This window comes from Pseudomonas sp. N-137, from assembly GCF_034555295.1.
In the GTDB taxonomy this organism is placed as follows: Bacteria; Pseudomonadota; Gammaproteobacteria; order Pseudomonadales; family Pseudomonadaceae; genus Aquipseudomonas; species Aquipseudomonas rhizophila.
The window spans coordinates 239,303-263,193 of the sequence record NZ_JAXUDQ010000007.1; the positions used below are offsets into that span (position 1 = coordinate 239,303).

A 23,891-nucleotide genomic window follows, 5' to 3' on the forward strand; every position below is an offset into this window, starting at 1 on the left:
CCATGGACTGGAACACACCTCGTTTCTCCCACCACGCCACCCGTCAGGAGGCACCATGAAGTCCCTGCAAAAATTGCGTGATCGCATCCAGAAGAAAGGCCTGCGCGCTGTGCTCAAACAGCTGTTCAGGCGCTACGCGTATTTCCACTCCCGACTGGTGTGGCTGGAGCACGATGTGCGGACCCCGCTTCCCCCGCATAACCTCAAACCCTACCCACCAATGCGCCTGGAGTTCATCACGGTCAGCAATGCCGACGCGTTTGCCCGGCACTTCGGCGACCGCGTCAAAACCATGCGCGAGCTGGCGGCGGAGGGCTACACAGGCTTGATGTACCTGGATGCTCAAGGCGACACCGTGGGTTTCGCCTGGGGCAGTACGCGAGACTATTTCGACCGCCATTTCTATCGCTGCAACTTCCCGATCCAGCCTGGCGAGTACTTTCAGTTCGGTGGCGAGATGATCCGTGCCTACTGGGGTTCCAGGATGTCGGCGGACATGCAGTTGGAAATTTGGAAGATCATGGCTGACAAAGGTTGCGACACGATGGTCGATGTCTGCGACTTGCAAAACATCCCGGCGATCAAGATGCACCTGCGCATGGGCTTCCAGGAGCGCGGCAAGATCACCCACGTGTATCGCCTGTTCGGTCACTGGCGGTTTTTCCGCGACACGTTTTACCGCGGCTCGGCACTGGGCGCTTTTCAAAAACCGGATCAGCCGGTTGCATCGACTGCGGCGGCCTGATGTCCATGGCGATCCGGCTCAAATGGTGTCGCTCCTTGCCGTCCCAGCGGTGTGGCGCCGTGGCAGACACAGATCATCCTGCCCAGCGACTGGCTGCCGATGCGCCGGAGGCTGATGGGGACATCAGCATGAGTGCGCTCGTCAGCCAAAACCCCATCGCGAGCCAGCTCGCGATGGGGGCCATTTCCCAACCCGCCACCCGTCAGGAGGCACTATGAACGTTCTGCAAAAATTGCGTGATCGCATTCAGAAGAAAGGCCTGCGCACCGTGCTCAAAAAGCTGTGCAGACGCTACGTGTTTTTTCACTCCCAACTGATATGGATGGAGCGGGATCTGGTCAGTCCTGTGCGGCCTTGCAAACTTAAGCCTTATCCACTTTTGCGCAGGGAAGTCATCACTACCAGCAACGCCGACGCTTTCGCCACTCACTTCGGCGACCGTGTCGAGACCATGCGTGAGCTGGCAGCCGAAGGCCACACCGGCTTGATGTATCTGGACGACAAGGGCAACACCGTCGCTTTCATCTGGGGCAGTCAACGCGACTATTTCGACCGCCATTTCTATGGTTGCTGGTTCCCGGTCAAGCCGGGCGAGTTCTTCGAGTTCGGCGGTGAAATGATCCGCGCCTATTGGGGCAGTCAGCTATCGGTGGATGTGCAATTGGATCTCTGGAAGACCATGGCCGACAAAGGCAGCGACAAAGTAGTCGACGTCTGCGATCTGGAGAACATTCCAGCCGTAAAACTGCACCTGCGCATGGACTATCAGGAGCGCGGACAAATCACCCACGTGTATTGCCTGTTTGGCCGCTGGCGTTTTTTCCGCGACACGTTCTATAGCGGCTCACTACTGGACCCGTTTCGCAAACCGGCCCAGCCGTCCGCCACCACTGCGGCGGCCTGATGTCCATGGCGATCAGGTTCCAATGGTGCCGTTCCTTGGGCGCGGCGCAGTTCCCTGCAACAGCTTATGAACAGCTGCGAACCCTGGTGCCCGACACTACACCGTTCAACACATTGGCCTGGCTGCAAGCGGCGGAATTTGCGCTGCTGCCAGATCAGCAGCTCAACATACTGCTTGGCTGGCAGGATCAGACACTGTGCCTGTGTCTGCCGCTCATTTCGGGGCGCGAACGTATCTGTGGGCTGCGTTTCCGGGTATTGCGTCACTTGGGCTATCCATTGGCTGACCGCATCGCGCCGCTGATACGTCTGGAAGCCGAGGGTATGGCAGAGGCGCTGATGCAGATCCGCCAACATCTGCCCCATGCGTTACTACAGTTGAATGAAGTGACCGAACCGGTGGGTGAAGGAAGCGTCCTCAGTGCCTGGATGGCCCTGAGCTCGACCGGGGAACGGCGACTCAGTTGCCGGGTGCCGGTGCATTTGATCAGCGACAGCGACCGCCAGGAGATATCCGGTGATCCGCGCTACAAGTTACGCCGGGCGCGCAAGCGGATCGCCGCATGCGGTGCCCAAATCCGCCGGGTGACACCCGATGCCATCAGCATGGGGCTGCTGCTGCACGACCTTGCCGAAGTCGAGGCAGCCAGTTGGAAAGGAGAAGAAGGTGTCGGCATTTTCGCCGACCCCAGCCGTCGGCAATGGATGAATCACGCCTTCACTGCGCTCGCCGCCGAGGGCATGGTGCGGGTGGTGATACTGGAACTGGACGGTCGCTGCATCAGTTATCGCCTCGGCCTGCTGGATCAGGGACGACTGTACGACTACAACCTGGCGTTCCTGCCACAGCATGCCGACCTGGGCAGTGGTCGGGTTCTGCTCGAGGAGTGGATTCGCTGGGGGCTGGATGACAACTGGCGCTGGATCGATGCCTCGCGGGTCAGCCTGGAGAACTCGAGCCATCAACTGCATGAACGCATGACCGGACAACTGGAGCACTGGCGTTGGAGTTTTTATTCATGGCAGCCCGATGGCCTGGTACTGGGGCTCGCCTTGCGGTTATGGAAAAGCCTGAAACCGTTACTGCGCAAGCGCCCGACCGGGCAAAGCGCGACAGCGACTTCGTCATCTACCCCCAAGCGCCAGGAGAATGTGAATGCCACGCCAAGTGATCGTCAACGCTGACGACTTCGGACTCGATCTCAACGAAAACTCCCTGATTCTGCGGGCCTTCGAGGCTGGCGTGATCAGTTCGGCCACGGCCATGGCCAACATGCCGGCTTTCGAGCAAGCTTGTGAAATGGCCCGCAAACCGCTACTCGACGGCCGAATCGGCCTGCATTTCAATCTCAGCTTCGGCCGCCCGCTGAGCCAGACCATTGCTTCGCGACCGGCGTTTTGCGACACGAACGGCGAGTTCGACCTGAACCTCTCGCGCTACTGCCTGCGCCTTGGTTCAAAGGACCTCCGCGCGGTACAGGAAGAGCTTGATGCCCAATGGCAACGCTGCCTGGACCACGGCCTGCGGCCTAGCCACCTCGATTCTCATCAACACGTACATAACATCTGGCCCATTGGAGAGCTGGTGGCCCGCTTTGCCGCCCGACACGGCGTGCCGATTCGGTTGGCGCGTAACCTGGGGGCGAATCTCAACCTGCCCAAGCGCCTGTTCAAGACCATGCTCAACCGTCGCCTGCGCAGCCTGTGCGGCGCGACAGCCGACTACGTCTGCACACCCGCCGACCTGCACCACGCCGCGCCGCCAGGTCACGGCTCGCTTGAGGTAATCGTTCATCCACTGCACCTGGATGAAGACTTTGGCGACGCGAGCCTGATGCCAGGGGACTCACTGACCCAAGTGTTGCATAAACGCCTGTCGGGCGTACCTAGGGTGGCGTACGGCGCGGCGGTGAAGGCTTTGATATTGACCCAATATGGGGATGTGCAGTGATTTAGGATACGCGACAACAAGCCATCCGAAATCCCTCCACCCTTCCAGCGAATCTGATAAAAAGCACCTTCATGCCTTGAGTAGCGAATCGCATCGATGTCTTCGTCTCTTATCTCCCGTCTTGGGCGACGCTGGCTGGCTTTGCTGTGCATGAGCGCGATGGTGGTCGGGCTGCCGGTGGGCTGTGGCGTGTTGCAGCACAAGGAACGTGAACTGGTGTTTCGGATCGAGCCAGGTACGGCAACCTGGTTCAGCGGCTTGCCGGGCGACGTGCAGGAGTTCGACCTCAAGCCCAAGAGCTTCAAGGCCGGGGAAAATATCCACGGCTGGTGGTGGCCGGCCGAACGCAAGAACGCGCCGGCGATTCTGTACCTGCACGGGGTGCGCTGGAACCTGACCGGTCAGTTGTTTCGTATTCGGCAGTTAAGGGCCCTGGGCTTTTCGGTGCTGGCCATCGATTACCGTGGTTTCGGCAAAAGCCAGGGCGATCTGCCGTCGGAAGCCAGCGTCTATGAAGATGCGCGCATTGCCTGGCAGCGTCTTGAAGTGCTGCAACCGGACCCGGCCCTGCGGCTGATCTACGGCCATTCACTGGGTGGCGCCGTGGCGGTAGACCTCGCCGCGGAGCTTGGCCAGAAGGCAGCGAAAGACGGTAGCCTCGTGCCCGCCCGAGGTCTGGTCATCGAATCCACGTTCACCTCCCTGGGCGATGTCGCCACCGCCATGGCGAACACCTCCCTGCCGGTGCGCTGGCTGCTGTCGCAGAAGTTCGACTCCATCGACAAGATCCGCGAGATCAACATGCCCTTGCTGGTGGTGCACGGCGCCGCCGACCGCTACGTCCCGCCACGCTTGAGCGAACAATTATTCAACGCCGCCCTGGAGCCAAAGCGTCTGTTGCTGGTGCCAGGCGCAACCCACAACAACAGCATGAACCTGGCGGGCAGCACCTACCGCCAAGCATTGGAGGCCCTGATGAAAGCCGGGCCATCGCCCGTGGCCGGACACCCTCCTACCAGCCCGGCCAAGGCGGGCTGATTCAAATCCGCCGCCCAATCCCCCTGTGGGAGCGAGCCTGCTCGCGATGGCGGTGGGTCAGTTGGCATTAATGCGGGATGTGCCACCGCCATCGCGGCAAGCCTTGCTCCCACCGTTTTGCGCGTCGAGGGGCCGGGCACAAAAAAACGGCACCTTACGGTGCCGTTCATTCATTGCAGGTCCAGCTTATTTACGCGCCGCCTCCCATGATTTCAGCAGCTCGGCGTAGCTCACGGTTTCACCCTTAGGCTTCTCGTTGGCCAGTTTCGGCTTCGGAGCGCCCGGTTGGTCGAACCAGTATTGCGCGTCGCGCTCAGGGTTCATTTTCGGGGCGCAGGTGGCCTGGGCCTTGGAGCGTTCCAGACGGGTCATGATTGCGTCCTGATCCTTGGCCAACCCGTCGAGTGCCTGTTGCGGAGTCTTCTCGCCGCTGGCGGCTTCGGCGATGTGGCTCCACCACAGCTGAGCCAGGCGTGGATAGTCCGGCACGTTGGTCCCGGTCGGAGTCCATTGCACACGGGCCGGGCTGCGATAGAACTCAACCAGCCCACCGAGTTTCGGCGCCAGATCGGTCAAGGCCTGAGAGTTGATGTCCGACTCACGAATCGGCGTCAAACCTACAATGGTTTTCTTCAGCGATACGGTCTTGGACGTCACGAACTGCGCATAGAGCCAGGCGGCCAGCCTCTGCTTCTCAGGCGTGGACTTGAGGAACGTCCAGGAGCCCACGTCCTGATAGCCCAGCTTCATGCCCTCTTCCCAATACGGTCCGCGCGGCGACGGCGCCATGCGCCATTTCGGCGTGCCATCGGCGTTCATCACCGGCAGGCCCGGTTTGGTCATGTCGGCCGTAAAAGCGGTGTACCAGAAGATCTGCTGGGCGATGTTGCCTTGCGACGGCACCGGGCCGGATTCGGAGAAGGTCATGCCCGCCGCTTCCGGTGGCGCGTACTTCTTCATCCAGTCCACGTATTTGGTGGTGGCGAACACAGCCGCGGGGCCGTTGGTGTCGCCGCCACGGGTCACGCTGGAGCCGACCGGATGGCAATTCTCGACGCGAATCCCCCACTCGTCCACCGGCAAGCCGTTGGGCAGGCCCTTGTCGCCGCCACCGGCCATGGAGAACCAGGCATCGGTAAAGCGCCAGCCCAGGGACGGATCCTTCTTGCCGTAATCCATATGACCGTAGACGCGCTTACCGTCGATTTCCTTGACGTCTTCAGTGAAGAACTTGGCAATGTCTTCATAAGCCGACCAGTTCACCGGTACACCCAGCTCGTAGCCGTACTTTTCCTTGAACTTGGCCTTCAGGTCGGCCCGCTCGAACCAGTCGGCGCGGAACCAGTACAGGTTGGCGAACTGCTGGTCCGGCAGTTGATAGAGCTTGCCGTCCGGCGCGGTGGTGAACGAAGTGCCGATGAAGTCCTTGAGATCCAGGGTCGGCGAGGTGTAGGCCTTGCCTTCGTTGGCCATCATATCGGTGATCGATGCGGTCTTGCCGTAGCGAAAGTGCGTGCCGATCAGGTCCGAGTCATTGACCCAACCGTCGTAGATGTTCTTGTCCGACTGCATCTGGGTCTGCAGCTTCTCCACCACGTCGCCTTCCTGCAACAGGTCGTGGGTCAGCTCGATCCCGGTAATGTCCCTGAAGGCCTTGGCCAGCACCTTGGATTCATATTCGTGGGTGGCGATGGTTTCCGACACCACGTTGATTTTCATGCCGCGAAATGGCTCGGACGCCTTGATGAACCACTTGAGCTCTTCGAGCTGCTGTTCGGCTGTCAGGGTAGACGGCTTGAATTCACTGCCAATCCATTTTTTCGCCGCGTCTTCATAGGCGTCGGCCCAGGCCGCAGCGCTCAACCCGCTGAGTGCCAGCACGGCTGCCAATGAAACGCTATGTCGCAGCTTATTGTTTTTATCGAACATAGAGACCTCCTGTTTGGGTTTAAGAGCCTGATCGTCGAACCTTCGACTAGCCCCACCGCATCACTGCCAACAGCCACACCAAAGACAACGCGAACGCTATCCAGATGCTCCAGTCGGTGGCGCCGATCACCAGCAGATGCAGGTAGGCGCTACCGAGAAGACCGATAAACAACCGATCGCCACGGGTGGTGGCAATCGGCAGGAAACCGCGCCGAGGGATACTCGGCGAACGCAGTTCCCACGTAGTCATGCCTGCCAGCAGCAAGGCGATGACACCAAAGAAGGCCGCCGTCGGGCCGGTCCAGTTCATCCATTCCATCATCGTCTCCTCAGACCCGGCCCAGGGCAAAGCCCTTGGCCACATGGTTGCGTACGAACCAGATCACCAGCATGCCTGGCAGGATAGTCAACACCCCCGCCGCCGCCAGCACGCCCCAGTCGATACCCGATGCCGAGACCGTGCGGGTCATGACCGCCGCGATCGGCTTGGCATTCACCGAGGTGAGGGTGCGCGCCAGCAACAGTTCGACCCAGGAAAACATGAAGCAGAAAAACGCCGTGACGCCGATGCCGGAGCCGATCAACGGGATGAAGATCTTCGCGAAGAACTTGGGGAAACTGTAGCCGTCAATGTAGGCAGTCTCGTCAATTTCTTTCGGCACCCCGGACATGAACCCTTCGAGGATCCACACCGCCAGCGGCACGTTGAACAGGCAATGGGCCAAGGCCACAGCGATATGAGTGTCGAACAGCCCGATGGACGAGTACAGCTGGAAGAACGGCAGCAGGAACACCGCTGGCGGCGCCATGCGGTTGGTCAGCAGCCAGAAGAACAGGTGTTTGTCCCCCAGGAACCGGTAGCGGGAAAACGCATAGGCCGCCGGCAACGCCACAGCCAGGGAAATCACCGTGTTCAGGCTGACGTAGTACAGCGAGTTCAGGTAACCGGTGTACCAGCTCGGGTCGGTGAAGATCACCTTGTAGTTCTGGAAGGTGAAATCCTGGGGCCACAGCGTCAGGGTGCCGAGGATCTCGGTGTTGCTCTTGAACGACATGTTCAGCAGCCAGTAGATGGGCACCAGCAGGAACAGGATGTAGATCAGCAACGGAATCAGCTTTCTCTTGCTCATGGCGCGGGCCTCAACGGTTGGCGTCGGAATGAGTCATGGCGGTATAGAACAGCCACGACACCAACAGAATGATCAGGAAGTACACCAGGGAAAACGCAGCCGCCGGGCCCAGGTCGAATTGACCGATGGCCATCTGAGTCAGGGTCTGGCTCAGGAACGTGGTGGCGTTACCCGGCCCGCCGCCGGTGAGCACGAACGGCTCGGTATAGATCATGAAGCTGTCCATGAAGCGGAGCATCACCGCGATCAGCAGCACGCTCTTCATTTTCGGCAACTGAATATGCCGGAACACCGCCCAGTTGGAGGCCCGGTCAATTCGCGCGGCCTGGTAATACACGTCCGGAATCGCCCGCAACCCGGAATAGCAGAGCAGCGCCACCAGGGACGTCCAATGCCAGACGTCCATCACCAATACCGTGACCCAGGCGTCCATGGTGTTGGCCGCATAGTTGTAGTTGATGCCCATGGCGTTGAGCGTGGAGCCCATCAGGCCGATGTCGGCGCGGCCGAAAATCTGCCAGATGGTGCCCACCACGTTCCATGGAATCAGCAGCGGGATCGCCAGGATGATCAACACCAGGGACGACCATTTGCCCTTGGTCGGCATGGTCAGGGCGATGGCGATGCCCAACGGAATCTCGATCAGCAGTACGCACGCCGAATAGATGAACTGGCGCAGCAACGAGTCGTGCAGCCGCGGATCGAGCAGCACCTGCCTGTACCAATCGGCACCGACGAAATAGCGGCTGGACTGGTCGAAGATGTCCTGCACCGAATAGTTGACCACGGTCATCATCGGGATCACCGCACTGAACGCCACCAGCAGGAACACCGGCAACACCAGCCACCAGGCCTTGTTGTTCTGCACCTTGTTCATGGCTGCACCTCACTCAACGGTTCCAGCAAGTATTCATCGGCATACACCATCAGCCATTGGCCCGGGAAACTGATGTACGCGGTGCCTTCGGGCACCGGTTTGTCTTCGGCCAGGCGCACCTTGATCGGCGCGCCATCGAGGTTGAGGGTGAGGATCTTGTAGGTGCCCAGGTCCTCGACGTGGACCACATCGGCCCGCATCGCATCGTCGTAAGGCCCGTCCCAGACATGGACAAATTCAGGACGAATACCGACCTTCAGGCTTTTGCCTTCGGCCTGGGCAATACCGCGTTGCAACGTTTCGGACAGCGGAAAGTGGGTGGAAGCGAAACCGACGCCGCCGGGTTGTGCCGTGACCTCGATCAGGTTCATCCCCGGGCTGCCGATGAAATAGCCGACAAAGGTGTGGCTCGGACGCTCGAACAACTCCCGAGGCGTACCGAACTGCACGATCTGACCGCCATACATCACCGCGATCTTGTCGGCGAAGGTAGAAGCTTCCAACTGGTCGTGAGTGACGTAGACCATGGTGATATTGAACTGCTCGTGGATCTGCTTGAGCTTGCGCCGCAGTTTCCATTTCAGGTGCGGGTCGATCACCGTCAGCGGTTCATCGAAGAGGATCGCCGACACATCGTCGCGCACCAGCCCGCGCCCCATGGAGACCTTCTGTTTTTCGTCGGCGGTGAGGTTGCGGGCCTTTTTGTCCAGCAGGTTCTGCAGGTCCAGGACCTCGGCGATTTCCTGCACCTTGGTGTGGATTTTCGCCTCGGCCATGCCCTGGTTACGCAGCGGGAAGGCCAAGTTGTCGAACACCGTCATGGTGTCGTACACCACCGGAAACTGGAACACCTGGGCAATGTTGCGACGCTCCGGGGTCAGGTCGTTGACGACTTTGCTGTCGAACATCACTTGGCCTTCAGAGGGGCTCAGCAGTCCGGAAATGATATTGAGCAAGGTGGATTTGCCGCAGCCCGATGGACCGAGCAACGCATAGGCGCCGCCCTGCTCCCAGATGTGGTTCATCTCGCGGATCGCGTAATCCTCTGGGCCCGCTGGGGTGCTGGTGTAGCTGTGGGCGAGGTTCTGCAAACGAATTTCAGCCATCAGGCAACCCTCGCAATACGCTGGCCTGGGGCTTGGACCAGCTTGCCCTGGGCATCGAAGACAAACAGTTTGTGGGTCGGAATGTAGATGCGGATCGGCTCATCCACGTCGTATTCATGGACGCCGGACAAGTGCAGCACCAGCAGGAAATGCTCGTTGCGCACGTGCAGGAATGTCTCCGAACCGCTGATCTCGGCCACCTCGACGGTCACCGCCAGTTCCAGGTCGTCGTCGTTGCTCGGCACCAGGGAAATATGACTGGGCCGCACACCGAAGCGGAACTCACCCTCGCCCACCGGCCGCAGATCGACGTTCAGCGGAAAGTGCACGAAATTGGCGAAACTTACTTCATTGCCGGCGATGCGGCCCGGCATGAGATTGATCGGTGGCTCGGAGAACAGCTCGGCGGCCAGTACGGTTTGCGGCTGGTGATACACCGAGGCCGACTTGCCGCTCTGGATCACCCGCCCCTCATGCAGAATCGTCGTGGTGCCGCCCAAAGCCAGGGCTTCGTTGGGTTCGGTGGTGGCGTAGACGGCGATGGTGTGGCGGGCCTGGAACAGTTCGCGCATTTCCTGGCGAAGTTCCTCACGCAGCTTGTAGTCCAGGTTCACCAGAGGCTCGTCGAACAGGATCAGTTCGGCGTCCTTGACCAGCGCCCGGGCCATGGCGGTGCGCTGCTGTTGGCCACCGGACAGCTCCAGCGGGTGACGCTGCAGGAACTTCTCAATGCGCAGCATCTTCGCGGTTTCCAGCACCTTGCTCTGGATCACCTCGTTGGACACACCGGCCTGGCGCAGCGGCGAGGCGATGTTTTCGAACACCGTCATGGTCGGGTAGTTGATGAACTGTTGATAGACCATCGACACGTTGCGCAGGCGCACCGGGCGCTGGGTGACATCAACGCCGTTCATCAGGATGCGACCGCTGTCGGGCTTGTCCAGACCGGCCATCAGGCGCATGAGGCTGGTCTTGCCGGACAGCGTGCGGCCCAGCAGAACGTTGAACGATCCGGGTTCGAAACTCAGGTTGGCATCGTCGATCCAGGTCTGGCCTTCGACGGTGCGACAAATGTGCTCAAGCGTTAATGACATGGCTCGGCCTTTTTATTATTTGGAGTCAAGCGACCCGAGTCTAAAAGCGAAAGCCGTGCCAGAAATCACAAGCTCATGATCCTGTTGATTTTTTCTCTTATCCTTCAGAAAAGAACGTTCGTTGATGAACGAAAATGAACAACCTGACTGAACAACTGAACAGATTGCTGGTTGACAATGAACAATTTTGAACAACACTGAATAGAGGTTTTCGGCCAGCCTGACTTCGATCCTGTGGGAGCGAGCCTGCTCGCGATAGCTTTGTGTCAGGCACATCAATGCTACTGATCAGACGCTATCGCGAGCAGGCTCGCTCCCACAGGTTTCGTATATCAAGTGACATTCAGGCATGCCCCAGCACAAGGAGGATGTGCGAGACTTATCACAACAATAAAAACAACATCTGCGAGAGTGCCCCATGGCCGCACCTGCTCCAGCCTTGTCCCACGAAGCCATCATCCAGGCCTCCTGGTCCCGCTGCCGCGCCTTTGGCCTGAATCACCAGAGTGTGCCTGCCTTCGATCAATTGCCCGCCGAAGGCATTGCCCAGTTGCTGGAAAGCCAGCATTCGCTGGTGCAGACCACCCACCAGGAAGTCCTGCCGTATTACGAGAATATCCTGAGCAACTCCAATTGCCTGATCATGCTGGCAGACAACCAGGGCCAGGTGCTGACCTCGTGGGGGACCCAGCGCTTTATCGAACCGAAACTGGCCCATGGTTTCAGCGCCGGGGCGAGCTGGATGGAGCGCTGCAGCGGCACCAATGCCATCGGCACGGCACTGGCCTGTGAACAGGCGGTGCACATTGAACACGATGAACACTTCCTCAAGGCCAACCGCTTCATGACCGGCTCCGCCGCGCCGATCTTCGACGCCGAGCGCAAGGTCATCGCAGTGCTGGACGTTTCCAGCGACAGCTACCTGCCGCCCTCCCACACCCTGGGCATGGTCAAGATGATGAGCCAGACCGTGGAAAACCGGCTGATCCTCAACCTGTTTCGCGGTGAACACTTCCAACTGACCTTCAACACCGGCTTGAACAACCTCGACAGCCAATGGGCCGGGCTGCTGATTTTCGATGAAACCGGCCAGGTGCTCTCCGCCAACCGCCGCGCCGACAATCTGCTGGGCCTGCGCCTGTCACGGGTGAGCATCGAAAGCCTGTTCAAGGTTTCGCTGCTGGAGCTGCTGAACCAGCCCGACGGCCTGCCGTTCGCCCTGCAAGCGTCGGGGAGCAATCGCTTCCAGTGTTTGCTCAGACGCCCGCAACAGGTGACGGTCAAGGCCCGGGTCTTCAGCGAGCCAGCGCCCTCGTCCGCCCCCGCCGCGAACGTGATCAGCCTCAATACCCTGCACTTCGGCGACAGCCGCGTGGAAAAAGCCGTACGCCAGGCCGAGCGCTTGCTGGAGAAGGACATTCCACTGCTGATCCACGGCGAAACCGGGGTCGGCAAGGAAGTGTTCGTCAAAGCCCTTCACCAGGCCAGCTCCCGCAGCAAGCAGCCGTTCATTGCGGTCAACTGCGCGGCGATCCCCGCCGAGCTGGTGGAATCGGAACTGTTCGGATATGAAAAAGGCGCCTTCACCGGCGCCAATCAAAAAGGCAGTATCGGCCTGATCCGCAAGGCCGACCGCGGCACCCTGTTCCTCGATGAGATCGGTGACATGCCCCTCCCGACTCAGGCCCGATTGCTGCGAGTATTGCAAGAGCGTTGCGTGCAACCGGTGGGCAGCGCCGAGCTGTTTGCGGTGGACATTCGTATCATCTCCGCCACCAACCGCTCGTTGCGCGAACAGGTGCAACTGGGCCGGTTCCGCGAAGACCTGTACTACCGCATCGGCGGCCTGACCCTGGAACTGCCGCCCCTGCGCGAACGCAATGACAAACAGGCCCTGTTCAAACGTCTTTGGGAACACCACCGCGAACCCACACAATGGGCCGGCCTGAGCCGCGAAGTGCTGGATCTGTTCGAACGCCATCCATGGCCAGGCAACCTGCGCCAGGTCAGCAGCGTGCTGCAAGTGGCCCTGGCGATGGCCGAAGAGCAGCCGATCCGCCCGGAACATCTGCCAGACGACTTCTTCATTGATCTTGAAATGGAGCCGGTGGAAACACCGGAGCCGCTGACGGTCGACCTGAACGATGTCGAGGACCTGAACCGTCAGTTGCAGGCGGTGGGCGGGAACATTTCGCACCTGGCGCGGCGGCTGGGGGTCAGCCGCAACACCTTGTACAAGCGCCTGCGACAACTTGAAAGCTGATGCAAAACCTGTGGGAGCGGGCTTGCTCACTCCCACAGGCGTTTCGCTTAACTGACTGGCATCACTTCGAATGAGGCTGCTATTTATTCCATTGGCGCTTTAGTCGAACGCACCGTTAAGCACTTCATAGATGATGCCGGTGGCAATCGCCACCAGAATCAGGTCCGTGCCCACCTGCTGCCATTCGTACCCGTCATAGTGCGGCAGGCGCCCCAACAAACGCCCATCCAGCTTCTTGGCAATGCCCGGTGGCAACGGCTTGCCTCGGGCGAGGTTTTTCTGGATACCCGGCGGCAGTGGCGGACCGGGGCTCCAATAATCACGGTGACCGCTCACCAGGCCGAGAATGCCGCCGCGGTCGATGCTGGGGCCGTTGTGCCAATCGCCACCACCACCCGATGGATTGCCCTTGCCGCCCTGGTTACCTTTGCCGCCCTGATTGCTACCTGGGTTGCCTTGACCGCCCTTGTTGCCCTGCCCGCCTTTGTTTCCTTGTCCTTGACCCTGGCCTTGATCGAATTTGGCGTTCCCCTTGTCGTTACCCGGGTTCGCCACTACAGCGGTAGAACCCGCCACGAGGGCGAAGCAGGTAACCGCAACAATCAACGAGCGCGATTTGAACATGGTGGTTCTCACTGAAAAGGGAACATCCCTGTGAATATAGAGGCTAACAGTGATATTAGTTCCATATCATACTGCGCGCTGACAGCAAGGCCCGATACCGTACAACGACGTTCCCAAGGAGCTCCATGCGCAAGGATTACCTGGCCTTTTTCGTTTCAATGTTCCTCTCACGGCTGGCCGACCAGATACTGCTGTTCATCGTCCCGCTGATTGTTTTCCAGACCACCCAAAGCGTCTCCTGGGCGGGCCTGGCTTTCTTCGTCGAATCCCTGCCACGCTTTCTGTCGTTCCCGATCTGCGGGGCGCTGTGCGACAAGTTCTCGCCCATTCGAATCCTGCACATCAGCCAGGTTTATCGCGCCGTGATGTGCATCGCCGCCGTGGTGCTCTTCATGATTTTTGGCGGCATTTATTGGATCGTCGCCCTCTCGGCGGTCTGCGGTGTATTGACCACCCAGGGCATCATGGCTCGCGAGGTGGTGATGCCCTACATCTTCAAGCATTACACCTACACCAAGACCTTGTCGTACTCGCAGATCGCCGACCAGACCGGGCTGGTGCTGGGCCCGCTGATCGCCGCGCTGATGCTGGAGGTATGGGCCTGGCACTGGGTGGTGCTGGCGATTGCCGTACTGTTCCTGCTGGCGGACCTGGCGATGCTGTTCTGGCAGCGGACCAGCGCGGTGACGCTGGAAACCTTCGAACAACATCACGACGTCTGGCTGAACCCGCTGCGCATTGCCTTCGGTCACATCCGCAACCTGGCCGAGCTGAAAAAAATCATCGGCCTGGCCGTAGGGGTCAACCTGATCATCGGCGTCACCCTCGCCACCTCGGCGGCCATGGTGATCGGCGAGTACAGCGCCGGCAAGGACTACTACGCCTGGTTACAGGCAGCCGGGGCCGTGACCACCATCATCATTCTGTTCTTCCTGGCGCGGGTGACCTTGCCCTTGAGAGTCTTGGGCAGCGTGTCTTACACGCTGATCGCCGCCGGCGCCTTCATCACAGCACTCAGCCCGACGGTATGGGGTTACATCGTCGGATTTCTGCTGATCGTCGGCTTCGACAAGATGTTCAACGTCTACATACGCAGCATTCGCCAGCAGGTCATTCCAGCCAGGGATTTTGGCAAGACTGTCGGCGTCATTACCCTGCTCAACAACCTGTCACAGCCCTTGGCGGGGCTGTTGGTCGCGCTGCTGGCAGCGCCCGTCGGAACGCAGCAGGTGATCCTGCTGCTGGCGCTTGCCACCAGCCTGATCGGCATCACCGTGGTCGCGTTCTTCAGCAAGACGGCAGGCATGCCGGCCGGCTATGGCGCCGACACAGACGCTTGAGAAGTCGCCCGCGTCTTTAAATATTCATCTGTGGGCGGTTAGAGTTTCCCGGTGCCCACCATTCGTCGCTAATGGAAGGTGACGCGCATTTCGCCGCCACGTCTGGCTCAGGGTTTGCACCGACTTGTCATGGCAGCCCCAGGGCGACGTAACCCTGACGCGGCGGCCGTCTTATCACTGCTGGTCAGTCACCGGAGATGTACCGTGTCAACTCTCAATGAAATCGCAGCGAACCACGCGAGAATGGCAAAGGCAAAGGCAAAGGAAGAAGAGTCGATACGGCTACGTGCACTTCACAGTCAAATAGTCGGTAGTTTTGACATTGCGCCGGTCGAGGCGAAACAGAAGATGCCACTGCACTTCATGGCCGGCGTTCAGGACCACTCGTTTGGGGAGGCATTGGCCCTGAACTTCTGACCTGTGTTACTTGGAATTCATCGCCCGCTTGTGAGCGGGCGACATGGTTTCAGAACTGCCTGACCAAAGCGGCTGCAAGTATCCCGGCCGCAATCGCCGGCAGAGGTTTCTTCACGATCACCATGATGATTGCGGTGCTCAGCAAAGCCAGGCGCGCGCCGTTGTCACCCTCGATCGCCAACGGGGCAAGCACGGCCACCAATACCGAGCCGGACATTGCCGTGATGAATTGCTGCACCCGATAGTTGATCGGCACGAACGACATCACGAAAACACCGCCCCAGCGGGTCGCCAACGTCACGATGGCCATGATCAGGATGATGATCAGGGTGCCATGGCCCGCCGTGTCGATATTCATTGTTTTTTCTCCATCCACAACGCGCCCAGAATACCTCCCGCCAAAGCCCCCACCACGACATGACTGTTAGCCGGCAGATACCAGTAGGCCAACAGCGATGAACAGGCCGCCACCGTCCAGATGATGAGCATGCGCAGGTTCTTCTTCCCGCCCACGACCATCGCCAACAGGAAACACCCCATCACCATGTCGAGCCCGAAACTGACCGGGTCTTCAATGGCGCTGCCAAAGTGCAGCCCCAGCCAACTGCCCAGGATCCAGGCAACCCAGAGCGCGATGCCACCGCCAAATAAAAGCCCCAGCCCAGGTTTTCCACGGCTGAACGCTTGCATCGCCATGGCCCAGTTGGCGTCCGAGACCACCAGCATCACACCATAGCGCTTGGCAACCGGCAGCTCCCGTAGCCATGGGTAGAGCGTGGCGCCCATCAACAGGTGCCGGGCGTTGATGGCAAAGACGGTGATCATCAACGGAACGACCGGGACCTGTTGGCCCCACAGATCCAGCGCAGCAAATTGAGAAGCGCCGGCGAATACCAGCGTGCTCATGAGCACGGCTGAAACATCACTCAACCCCGACTGCGCTGCGGCCAGGCCAAAGGCGACGCCGAATACAACGACGAACAGAGAAATGGGGAGCAGCTGTTTGAAGCCGTCGTAGATGTGATGGAGCTTTAGTTCATGCAGACGAGATTCTACGTTCGACAAGAGATGGCCTCTTAAAATATTTGCTGCGTCACTTGAACAACCCAGGGCCGCAAGACAGGAACCGTGTCAGCAAAGAAGTCATGGGGAGCCCTACGATTCAATGTAGGGCTTCCTTTAGCCATTCTCGTCAGTTATCACTGCGAGCGCACTGAACTGCTGACTTACTCAACCGCCGACCGGCTGTTACGCCAGAACAGATACGCCAGCCCCACCGGCGCTATGAAAATCGCCAACGACCAGCACATCGCCATGGTGAAAACCTTCACTATCAGCATGAACAGCGCATTCACGAAGAAAACGTTGTTACCCATGATGTAGCCAACAACGCTTTCGTAGACGAACCGAGAATACGGATAGAGCAATGAGTTGATGACCGCCAACACAATCAGCCCAGGCTTGGCACCGATTCCTCCAGGGCCATTGGCCGCCAAAGAGATGATCATCACAGCGAACACCAGCCCAAAAAGGAACTGACGGATGTAATAGCTGGTAGTAAGACCCCCAAAGGTCTTGGCGAAAAATGAGTGCATAGAAGATCCCTCTTGAACGCTGATTTAAACGAGGCGCCACCATACCAGCATCATTTTTTCGCGCAAGATCAAGCAGATCCCCGGATTGATGTCAGCGCAAGCGGTAGACAATCGGACCGAGTCCTTGCTTTTAGAAACTGAGACCTACAAAAAGCGGGCGACTCATAAGTCGCCCGCTTTTTACATAAATCAGCAAGGACAAAAGCTAAGCGTCGGGATGCTCACTGGCCACCGAATCGGCGGCCTCCACATCAGACATATCCTCCTCGACAGGAGCCTCATCATCCGCCGGCAATGGAACCTCGGGGCCGTCCTTCTTGGGATCGTGGCCTGTTTCATTATCCGTGCCACGGGTTACGTCCTGCTGGGATTTGTTCCCAGGGGCATTCTCGTCGATTTCCATGTTGGCTCTCCGTTCTGACGCGAGGGATTTCCACGCTTAAACATCAGAGATGTCTGGGCAACTGCAAGTGCCGGGCAATGGATGAACGGCAGGTACAGAAAAAACGGAGTTTGAATCGGTGGATTCAGGGGATGTTGGCGCTGGACACGGAGTTCTGAGTGGACTGCGCCGCGCGCCGACGTTACTCACGGGACAGGAATCGGTCGATGATCATCGAGACCGCTTGCACCGGAGAGACCAAGGCTGTGTCTATGCAAAACGAAGCTTCATCCCATGGCTCATATTCATGATCCAGTACCGATTGCCAGGTTGGTGGAGTCAGCCCTGGAACATCAACCATCCTTGTTTCGACCCGGCGTCGATGTTCATCTTTATCGGAACAGACCACTTGGATATTTGCTAATAGGACACCAGCGTGTGAGGCGATTTCGCTCCACGCGATTCGGCTTTCGAGGACGGGATTGACACAATCAACAATGACCGTGCGGCCCAAACGAAGATTACTCCGCGCAAGCTCATTGGCGACCATGTAACCACTGCGCCCCACATCTTGCGCAAGAGCGCCCGAGTTTCGAATCACCTGCTCAATAGTATCGATCCGCAGGTACATGGCGCCTGTTGTCGCGGCGAGATCATTGGCGATAGTCGTTTTTCCGGTGCCGGGAAGGCCGCTGAAGACGATGAGCATTCCATATCCTTCGATGAGTGAGTTAATCCAGTGTAGGCAGTAGCCTTATGGCTCGTCCTTGATATGCACGCAGGCAGACGTGGAGGTCGTTCATATGCCCTAGCGTGGAAAGCGGAAACCGCAATAACGATCAAATACTGTCCCCATTCATTTGATAACGTCGCTTCAGCATTCATCGAGATTCGTCATGCTGAGTATCGAAAGGGCCTTGTGGTACATCGAGCTGGAACTGGGATCCCAACTCGATCTGGGACGTGTCGCGCGCCATTGCAACATGTCTCCCTTTGCCCTGGCCCGTTTGTTTGCAGTGTCGACGGGTTGGTCGGTGATGCGTTACATCCGTGCACGGCGTTTGAGCCAAGCGGCACTGACCTTGCGTCGAGGCGCACCGGATATCCTGCAAGTAGCGCTGGATGCTGGCTATGGCTCCCATGAAGCTTTTACGCGCGCCTTCTGCGATCTGTTTGGGTTCACTCCGAAGCAGGTGCGTGGGCACGAGGATGCACATCTCTCGCTGGTGGAGCCATTACGTATGAAAGAAAGGAAACTTGTAACACTCTCCAAACCCCGTTTTGAAACCAGAGCAGCGTTTTTCATAGCGGGTCTTGGGGATCGTTTTACCTTCGATAGGAACGAAGGCATCGTCGGCCTATGGCAAGCGTTCTCCCCCTACCTGGGACAGGTTCTAGATCAGGTAAACAGCTGGAGCTATGGCCTGTGTTGTAATCCTGAACTGGACGGTAGTTTTGAGTACATTGCCGGCACAGAGGTGTCCTGCGTTGACGGTCTTCCTTCGGCTTTTCGGTATTTCAGGGTGCCGCGGCAAGACTATGTGGTTTTTCGACACCAAGGCCACATCTCGACGATCCATCAGACGTTCTTCACGATTTTCAATCACTGGCTGCCTGAATCCGAATACGAGCTTGCCGACGCGCCTGAGTTCGAGCAGTACAGTCCGGATTTCGAACCCTCCCGAGAGAAGGGTTACGTGGACGTGTGGATACCGCTTGCAAGACGCCAAGCATCCCATGCCATGAACTCACAAATTAGACCACTCAGCATGGAGCCAGCGCCCATGAGTTTTAATTGGCACAGTGATCAGCTCACAAGAGATACGCCAGTTTGCAAGAATTACCGAAACACACAGAACGTCCGTAGATTCATGGTGGAGCACTGCGGCGCGAAGTTTAAATTTGATAAAGGCTTTATGGCCTGGATACGTGATGGCGTACCTAAAACGCTTGGAGAGGTCGTCGATGAGTGGCTGCAGCGCAATCGTGATACCCATTGAACGAGCAGGCGTCATGTAAAACTCTAAATGCTCAATGAAGAACCCTGCGGCTCTCTCCAATCCTGATCCTGTCGAGCGCCCTGTTTAAAGCATCCAAGGCATCGAGCAGGGCTTTCGCCTCAGCCTCCCGACCATCGCCCCAGAGGCGTTCAGCCACTTTGTTCAGTGCCTGGATGGAGCGCTCAATTTCAGCAGCCGTCGCTGTCTTGCTTTCCTGAAGTTTCTTGGGCATTGATTATTCGTCCTCGGGCGTGTTGTTTCATCAGTTTCGACGCGAATACATCGCACGGCAGAACGCTATGCAGGGTTCCACCCATTCCACCGCCGATGCCCCCAATCGGCGATAAAGCTAGCCCAAGACCACTTCGAAAGAGATCAAATGTACGGGCCCGTTCCAGCAAAAATTTCAAAGTTTCACGCCTTTCCAGCTCAGCATCCGCCACAAGCAGTTCTGCTACAAGTTTCGCGAGTGTTGACCTGGACTAGTTCATCTTCGCCGTTCAGGTCGCCATACGCGCTATCTCGTCGGGAGCTTGCACATACAGAATTGCTACAACTAAACCCTGTGGCAAACCGGCATTCTTGGCAGCGGCGATCAAGTAGGCGGCGCAACTCACCACGGAATAACCCACCGGCGGCGAGTTGACTTGAGCTTGACGCTTATCGTCGCCATAACCCTCTCCAGTGCCGCGACACAATTTGCTGATGCGCGAAAGGTGTCGAAACCTATGAACTGAGAATTCGCGATTCCACCCACTCGTCTACAATCCAAAATTCTTCTAAAGGACTTGAATCAATGAATTTCAGGTGCATTCTGTTGGTGCTCGCGGTCGCTTCAGCGTCGGGATGCGGGACGATCAATACGACCTTTCGGGATGATGCTGTGGCTAGCGGTAAACTGGCTCGCTGGCATTCCCACTGTGACTCGGTTCCACGAATCTATAGCGGTGCAGTTTTTGATTACTGCACACTGGATGCGGAACCACGGCAAAACACTGGCTTCGATGGACACCCCGCCCCAGCACTTATTGTACTCGACATGGGCCTCTCAGCTGTCGCGGACACTCTCTTATTGCCTTACTCCGTCTATCTGCAAAACAAGCACGGCGATATCAGGAAAGCGAGTTTCGAATAGCAAGGCAAGCTGATCACGGGCGGACCATTTGCAGCTGTCCCGGCTTCGCATATTCAGAAGCGCACCCCGACTTACTTGGGTCGGCGTTCGACCCCGCCGGGCGCCTTGTCACACCGCATGCAATGCTCACAGTTCAGATGTCGGCAGATCCAGGCTTTTACCCGCTGCCAGTAGGTGACCATGAACAGGTGATGGATGCCGGCCAGAGCCAGGGCGATGTGCAGCGTCAGCCCGGCAGTGGTCGGGCCGAACAGAAAGCTGTCATGCCGGGTAGTGACCACGTACGCGCTGATGGCGATAGCCGAGTAGATCAGCTTCCCGAGGATGCCGTCCCTCACCTTGCCACTTACCACGCACCAGAATGCCCACAAGGCGATCATGCCGCAGGCGATGAAGTTGATCAGTTCAAGATTCATGGTGGATTGCCTCCCCCGAACCGCTGGCGAATAAACGCCCAGAGGTCAGCGGCTTTGATGGCCCGGGTGATGGCGGCGACGAGTGAACCACCGAAGGTGCCCAAGAGGAAACCAACACCGGAAAAGCTGCGCGGCTCCACCATCCCGAAATAGGAACTAATCACGCCCCTCAGGTAATGGGGACAGACCGCACCCGAGAAAATGAAGATGGCCCAGGCCTTTCGGTCTACCAAGTCATCACGGTGCCAGAAACTGGTGGCAATCGCGCCAATCAATCCGGCCAGTGCCCAGTGAAGCTTGTCGAGCAGGCGATGCAGGAATTCCATGCGCTCAACTCCGTAGGTATGACTGAATTTGAATCAGCTCCAGCAGCACTCCCAGCTCAGAGCCATGGGTGTAGTGGAGCCGAAAACGAAAACGCCTCGGCAAATGCCGAGGCTCATAAATATGTGGAGATATCTTTAAGCTGAGGCCACGACCCCCGCAGTGAGCAAAACAATTCCCAAATACCAACCCCAGAGGAACACCTTCGCTTGTGAGTCTTTCTTCGCATAGACGTACACGTAAAAAGGTATGACTAAGCAGAGCATGGCTTGGGGTAACGAATTTTTTATGGCAACGCAGAAAATGACCAGCTGCATAGCAACCATTAAGCCGAGCCCCGACAGGAGCAAGTAGATGACCATCCGATTACATCCATTTGAAATGAGTGGTGAATGTATCGGCGGCCCAATCAGAAACTAAAAGCCCGATAATGCCGGCTCTTTCTCTTTCCATATACGCACAAAAAAGCCCGACGCAATGGCCGGGCTTTCTCTGTGGTTTCGCGCTTGAAAAGCTGAACACGGTGCTATGAAAACAGAGCTAACTCTTTTTTCAAGCTGCCTCCCTCATCCGCTCCAAGACGCAATCCACCCAGGCAACGCCGGCCTTGATCAGCTCCCGGGCCTTGCCTTCGCTCATGCCGTATTGGCGGCCGACTCGCACCGCGACCCACTTAGCGCCGTAGTACAGCCAGATGGAAAAGGGGACAGATTTATTTCTAGCCGTCAGTTGCTCCAAGCGAATCCATTCGATGAAAACTCTCAGCGCAGCGAAGCAAAAAACAAATCTGTCCCCTGTCTCCTTTTGGGTCAGATTAACGCAGCAATTAGGGGGACGAGTGAAGCGCTTAGGGGATGATCGGAGTATCTATCCGCTCACCAGTTTCCATATCATCAATCCTAAAGTCCCACCAGTCTTCACTTGGCACAGCCTTAAGACCGTACTCCCGCCCGGCCTTCAGATTAACGTCCCGAAAAATCGATCTAGTCGCGCGCGTTCCCGTCCACTTCTTTACTTCCAGGCGATGGTTTCCTGGGGACAAGCGATATTCGGTCCGCTGCGTATACAAAGCATATAGGGTATCTGCTCCATCTACGCTGGCAATAGTGAGCGTCTTCTCTATCGCCCGAATACCTGCTGTATGGGAGTTTGGCAACCCCTCCGCCGCTTTCTCAGTGTAAGACTTACAACCAGCCGCCATAGCTATAACCATAGCGAAACCGAGGATCTTGAACCCGCGCTTGAACTGCATAAACCGACCCGTACTCCATTCGTGGATTGCGCTATTCAACCCCACCCACCACAAAATTGCCAGCATGGCGCCATCACCACGGAGCCAGTGATCAGTCGGCTCACCGACGCGCGAATTACTTCAACGCAGCTACCACGGCATCGAAGAACACCATCGGGTCGATCGGCTCTTTGTCAACCGGCTTGGGCTGGGCACCGAAGGTGACAATCACCACGTTATTGGCAGGGTTGACGTAGATGTTCTGGCCCTGGATACCGACCGCCGAATAGGCGCCGTCTTTCACCGATGGCTCGGTCCACGCCGTCCACCACATGTAACCGTAATCCAGGGACTTACCGCCTTTGAGGCTGGTCGGCAGCGTCGCCTCCTTGACCCAGCCTTCGGGCAGAATCGACGTGCCATTGATCTTGCCGCCGTTCATGAAAAACAGCCCGAAGCGTCCATAATCGCGCAGCGTGGCGCTGATACCGCTGCCACCGATTTCCACGCCATCAGGCGAATCGAGCCACCACCGGGCATCACTCTCCATACCGAACGGCTGCCAGATCTTCTGCGATAGATAATCGGCCAGCGGCATCTTCACAGCGCCACGGACGATCTCGCCGAGTACCTGCGTTTCGCCAGTACTGTAAGTGTTGGCCGTGCCGGGCTCGGCCGCTCGCGGCAAACTTGCCATCAAGGCCATGGCCGAACGCGGTTTCTGCGATATCTGCGCTTTGAGTAGCGCGCGACGATCGGACGCCGGATCGGTGTAGGTCTCGTTCCACTTCACGCCCGAAGACATCATCAGCACGTTGCGCACGGTCACACCTTCATAGGCGCTGCCCTTGAGCTCGGGAACGTAATCCACCACTTGCGCATCAAGACCCTTGATAAGGCCGTCTTTGATCGCTGCAGCCGCCAGCGTGGAGGTGATGGACTTGGCTATCGACATCGACATCCATCGGGTTTTCTCGGTGTTGCCACGCTGGTAGGTCTCGAACACGATCTTGCCGTCCTTGAGCACGAGCATCGCCGTAATGCTGTCCAGTGCGACGAAGTCATACAGGTCGTACTTTTTGTCCCCGACAGTGAAGCGAACGTTGGGCAACTGTTTGTCTGATTTCGGCAGCGCATACGGGTGATCGCCGGCTTTAATCCTGTGGGTGGGGAACAGCCGGTCGATGTTGCGGTAGGTACTGACCGCCAGATCGGGGAGCATTGCGCCGTCATAGATCTGCTCCACGGTGCCAATCGGTTCCTGGGCGTGGGGATAATCCTCAGCCCATGCGCCCGAGGTGATACCCGCAGCGAGCAGACCGAGCGAGAGAAGCAGCGAGCGACCAGGCGAAGCCGCACGAAAAATAGCGGATGAGTGCATAACCTATCCT

Annotated in this window: 27 protein-coding genes and 2 pseudogenes; 11 read left to right on the top strand and 18 right to left on the bottom strand. The window is 58.1% G+C overall.

Annotation, left to right across the window (positions count from 1 at the left end; translation table 11 throughout):
* Positions 1–55: 55 nt before the first annotated feature.
* The 5 genes from T3A99_RS07180 (at position 56) to T3A99_RS07200 (ending at position 4,637) form a co-directional block, all read left to right on the top strand.
* The gene (locus T3A99_RS07180) at positions 56–745 is read left to right on the top strand and encodes a GNAT family N-acetyltransferase (RefSeq protein ID WP_076383944.1); all 690 of its coding nucleotides are present in this window, start codon (positions 56–58) and stop codon (positions 743–745) included.
* Between the two features lie 214 nt (positions 746–959).
* Positions 960–1,649, top strand: coding sequence for a hypothetical protein (locus T3A99_RS07185; protein ID WP_047228547.1), 690 nt, complete (start codon positions 960–962; stop codon positions 1,647–1,649).
* Between the two features lie 5 nt (positions 1,650–1,654).
* Complete coding sequence (locus tag T3A99_RS07190) at positions 1,655–2,833, top strand: GNAT family N-acetyltransferase (protein ID WP_076386594.1); 1,179 nt, start codon at positions 1,655–1,657, stop codon at positions 2,831–2,833.
* A complete protein-coding gene (locus T3A99_RS07195; RefSeq protein ID WP_047228569.1) occupies positions 2,805–3,599 on the top strand; it encodes a ChbG/HpnK family deacetylase in 795 nt (264 codons plus the stop codon). Before T3A99_RS07190 ends, T3A99_RS07195 begins: the two co-directional genes overlap by 29 nt.
* A gap of 96 nt (positions 3,600–3,695) precedes the next feature.
* Entirely contained in the window at positions 3,696–4,637 is a 942-nt protein-coding gene (locus T3A99_RS07200) for an alpha/beta hydrolase (RefSeq protein WP_107322253.1), read from the top strand.
* A gap of 186 nt (positions 4,638–4,823) precedes the next feature.
* On the opposite strand, the gene T3A99_RS07205 is transcribed toward T3A99_RS07200, so the two are convergent.
* From T3A99_RS07205 to T3A99_RS07230, 6 genes are read right to left on the bottom strand one after another with little or no spacing between them, the layout of a single operon-like run.
* A complete protein-coding gene (locus T3A99_RS07205; RefSeq protein WP_047228549.1) occupies positions 4,824–6,566 on the bottom strand; it encodes an ABC transporter substrate-binding protein in 1,743 nt (580 codons plus the stop codon).
* Positions 6,567–6,612: 46 nt separating this feature from the next.
* Entirely contained in the window at positions 6,613–6,885 is a 273-nt protein-coding gene (locus T3A99_RS07210; protein ID WP_047228550.1) for a DUF2160 domain-containing protein, read from the bottom strand.
* Positions 6,886–6,895: 10 nt separating this feature from the next.
* The gene (locus T3A99_RS07215) at positions 6,896–7,696 is read right to left on the bottom strand and encodes a carbohydrate ABC transporter permease (protein ID WP_047228551.1); all 801 of its coding nucleotides are present in this window, start codon (positions 7,694–7,696) and stop codon (positions 6,896–6,898) included.
* Positions 7,697–7,706: 10 nt separating this feature from the next.
* Positions 7,707–8,573 (bottom strand): carbohydrate ABC transporter permease, encoded by an 867-nt coding sequence (locus T3A99_RS07220; protein ID WP_047228552.1) that lies wholly within the window; start codon positions 8,571–8,573, stop codon positions 7,707–7,709.
* A complete protein-coding gene (locus tag T3A99_RS07225) occupies positions 8,570–9,679 on the bottom strand; it encodes an ABC transporter ATP-binding protein (RefSeq protein ID WP_047228553.1) in 1,110 nt (369 codons plus the stop codon). The genes T3A99_RS07220 and T3A99_RS07225 overlap by 4 nt, the downstream gene beginning before the upstream one ends.
* Positions 9,679–10,773: an ABC transporter ATP-binding protein gene (locus T3A99_RS07230; RefSeq protein ID WP_047228554.1), complete on the bottom strand. Its 1,095-nt coding sequence runs from the start codon at positions 10,771–10,773 to the stop codon at positions 9,679–9,681. Before T3A99_RS07230 ends, T3A99_RS07225 begins: the two co-directional genes overlap by 1 nt.
* A gap of 418 nt (positions 10,774–11,191) precedes the next feature.
* On the opposite strand from T3A99_RS07230, the gene T3A99_RS07235 reads away from it, so the two are divergent.
* Positions 11,192–13,036, top strand: a complete 1,845-nt coding sequence (locus tag T3A99_RS07235) for a sigma-54-dependent Fis family transcriptional regulator (protein WP_047228555.1) — start codon at positions 11,192–11,194, stop codon at positions 13,034–13,036.
* A gap of 99 nt (positions 13,037–13,135) precedes the next feature.
* Here the strand turns inward: T3A99_RS07235 and T3A99_RS07240 are convergent, their stop codons facing one another.
* On the bottom strand, positions 13,136–13,660 hold the full coding sequence (locus T3A99_RS07240; protein ID WP_047228556.1) for an anti-virulence regulator CigR family protein: 525 nt from the start codon (positions 13,658–13,660) through the stop codon (positions 13,136–13,138).
* A gap of 125 nt (positions 13,661–13,785) precedes the next feature.
* Between T3A99_RS07240 and T3A99_RS07245 the strand changes: the two genes are divergently transcribed.
* Positions 13,786–15,000 (top strand): MFS transporter, encoded by a 1,215-nt coding sequence (locus T3A99_RS07245; RefSeq protein ID WP_047228557.1) that lies wholly within the window; start codon positions 13,786–13,788, stop codon positions 14,998–15,000.
* Positions 15,001–15,204: 204 nt separating this feature from the next.
* Positions 15,205–15,417 carry a hypothetical protein gene (locus T3A99_RS07250; protein ID WP_322834162.1) on the top strand — a complete coding sequence of 71 codons (213 nt, stop codon included), beginning with the start codon at positions 15,205–15,207 and terminating at the stop codon, positions 15,415–15,417.
* 49 nt (positions 15,418–15,466) lie between these two features.
* Here the strand turns inward: T3A99_RS07250 and T3A99_RS07255 are convergent, their stop codons facing one another.
* The 5 genes from T3A99_RS07255 to T3A99_RS07275 all read right to left on the bottom strand — a co-directional run bounded on the left by T3A99_RS07255 (position 15,467) and on the right by T3A99_RS07275 (position 18,103).
* Positions 15,467–15,775, bottom strand: coding sequence for an AzlD family protein (locus T3A99_RS07255; RefSeq protein ID WP_047228559.1), 309 nt, complete (start codon positions 15,773–15,775; stop codon positions 15,467–15,469).
* A complete protein-coding gene (locus T3A99_RS07260; protein ID WP_047228560.1) occupies positions 15,772–16,482 on the bottom strand; it encodes an AzlC family ABC transporter permease in 711 nt (236 codons plus the stop codon). The genes T3A99_RS07255 and T3A99_RS07260 overlap by 4 nt, the downstream gene beginning before the upstream one ends.
* A gap of 161 nt (positions 16,483–16,643) precedes the next feature.
* Positions 16,644–17,012 (bottom strand): hypothetical protein, encoded by a 369-nt coding sequence (locus T3A99_RS07265; RefSeq protein WP_047228561.1) that lies wholly within the window; start codon positions 17,010–17,012, stop codon positions 16,644–16,646.
* 205 nt (positions 17,013–17,217) lie between these two features.
* Positions 17,218–17,415, bottom strand: a complete 198-nt coding sequence (locus tag T3A99_RS07270) for a hypothetical protein (protein ID WP_047228562.1) — start codon at positions 17,413–17,415, stop codon at positions 17,218–17,220.
* A gap of 181 nt (positions 17,416–17,596) precedes the next feature.
* Complete coding sequence (locus T3A99_RS07275; RefSeq protein ID WP_322834163.1) at positions 17,597–18,103, bottom strand: AAA family ATPase; 507 nt, start codon at positions 18,101–18,103, stop codon at positions 17,597–17,599.
* A gap of 187 nt (positions 18,104–18,290) precedes the next feature.
* Between T3A99_RS07275 and T3A99_RS07280 the strand changes: the two are divergent.
* Positions 18,291–19,100, top strand: a pseudogene (locus T3A99_RS07280) (AraC family transcriptional regulator); the annotation flags it as partial.
* Between the two features lie 78 nt (positions 19,101–19,178).
* Positions 19,179–19,394 carry a DUF6434 domain-containing protein gene (locus T3A99_RS07285; protein ID WP_214914446.1) on the top strand — a complete coding sequence of 72 codons (216 nt, stop codon included), beginning with the start codon at positions 19,179–19,181 and terminating at the stop codon, positions 19,392–19,394.
* Between the two features lie 31 nt (positions 19,395–19,425).
* On the opposite strand, the gene T3A99_RS07290 is transcribed toward T3A99_RS07285, so the two are convergent.
* Positions 19,426–19,626: a hypothetical protein gene (locus T3A99_RS07290; RefSeq protein WP_188251353.1), complete on the bottom strand. Its 201-nt coding sequence runs from the start codon at positions 19,624–19,626 to the stop codon at positions 19,426–19,428.
* Positions 19,627–20,190: 564 nt separating this feature from the next.
* Here T3A99_RS07290 and T3A99_RS07295 point away from each other — a divergent pair.
* Positions 20,191–20,529: a YceK/YidQ family lipoprotein gene (locus T3A99_RS07295; protein WP_322834164.1), complete on the top strand. Its 339-nt coding sequence runs from the start codon at positions 20,191–20,193 to the stop codon at positions 20,527–20,529.
* Between the two features lie 71 nt (positions 20,530–20,600).
* Here T3A99_RS07295 and T3A99_RS07300 read toward each other — a convergent pair whose 3' ends face one another.
* From T3A99_RS07300 to T3A99_RS07320, 5 genes and pseudogenes are all read right to left on the bottom strand, one after another.
* Entirely contained in the window at positions 20,601–20,945 is a 345-nt protein-coding gene (locus tag T3A99_RS07300; RefSeq protein ID WP_188251355.1) for a hypothetical protein, read from the bottom strand.
* Positions 20,942–21,271 (bottom strand): MFS transporter, encoded by a 330-nt coding sequence (locus T3A99_RS07305; RefSeq protein WP_322834165.1) that lies wholly within the window; start codon positions 21,269–21,271, stop codon positions 20,942–20,944. The genes T3A99_RS07300 and T3A99_RS07305 overlap by 4 nt, the downstream gene beginning before the upstream one ends.
* Positions 21,272–21,821: 550 nt before the next feature.
* Positions 21,822–21,962: pseudogene (locus T3A99_RS07310) on the bottom strand (antitermination protein Q); the annotation flags it as partial.
* Positions 21,963–22,116: 154 nt separating this feature from the next.
* Complete coding sequence (locus T3A99_RS07315) at positions 22,117–22,587, bottom strand: hypothetical protein (RefSeq protein WP_160891283.1); 471 nt, start codon at positions 22,585–22,587, stop codon at positions 22,117–22,119.
* Positions 22,588–22,636: 49 nt separating this feature from the next.
* Positions 22,637–23,881: a serine hydrolase gene (locus T3A99_RS07320; protein WP_322834166.1), complete on the bottom strand. Its 1,245-nt coding sequence runs from the start codon at positions 23,879–23,881 to the stop codon at positions 22,637–22,639.
* Between the last annotated feature and the right edge of the window lie 10 nt (positions 23,882–23,891).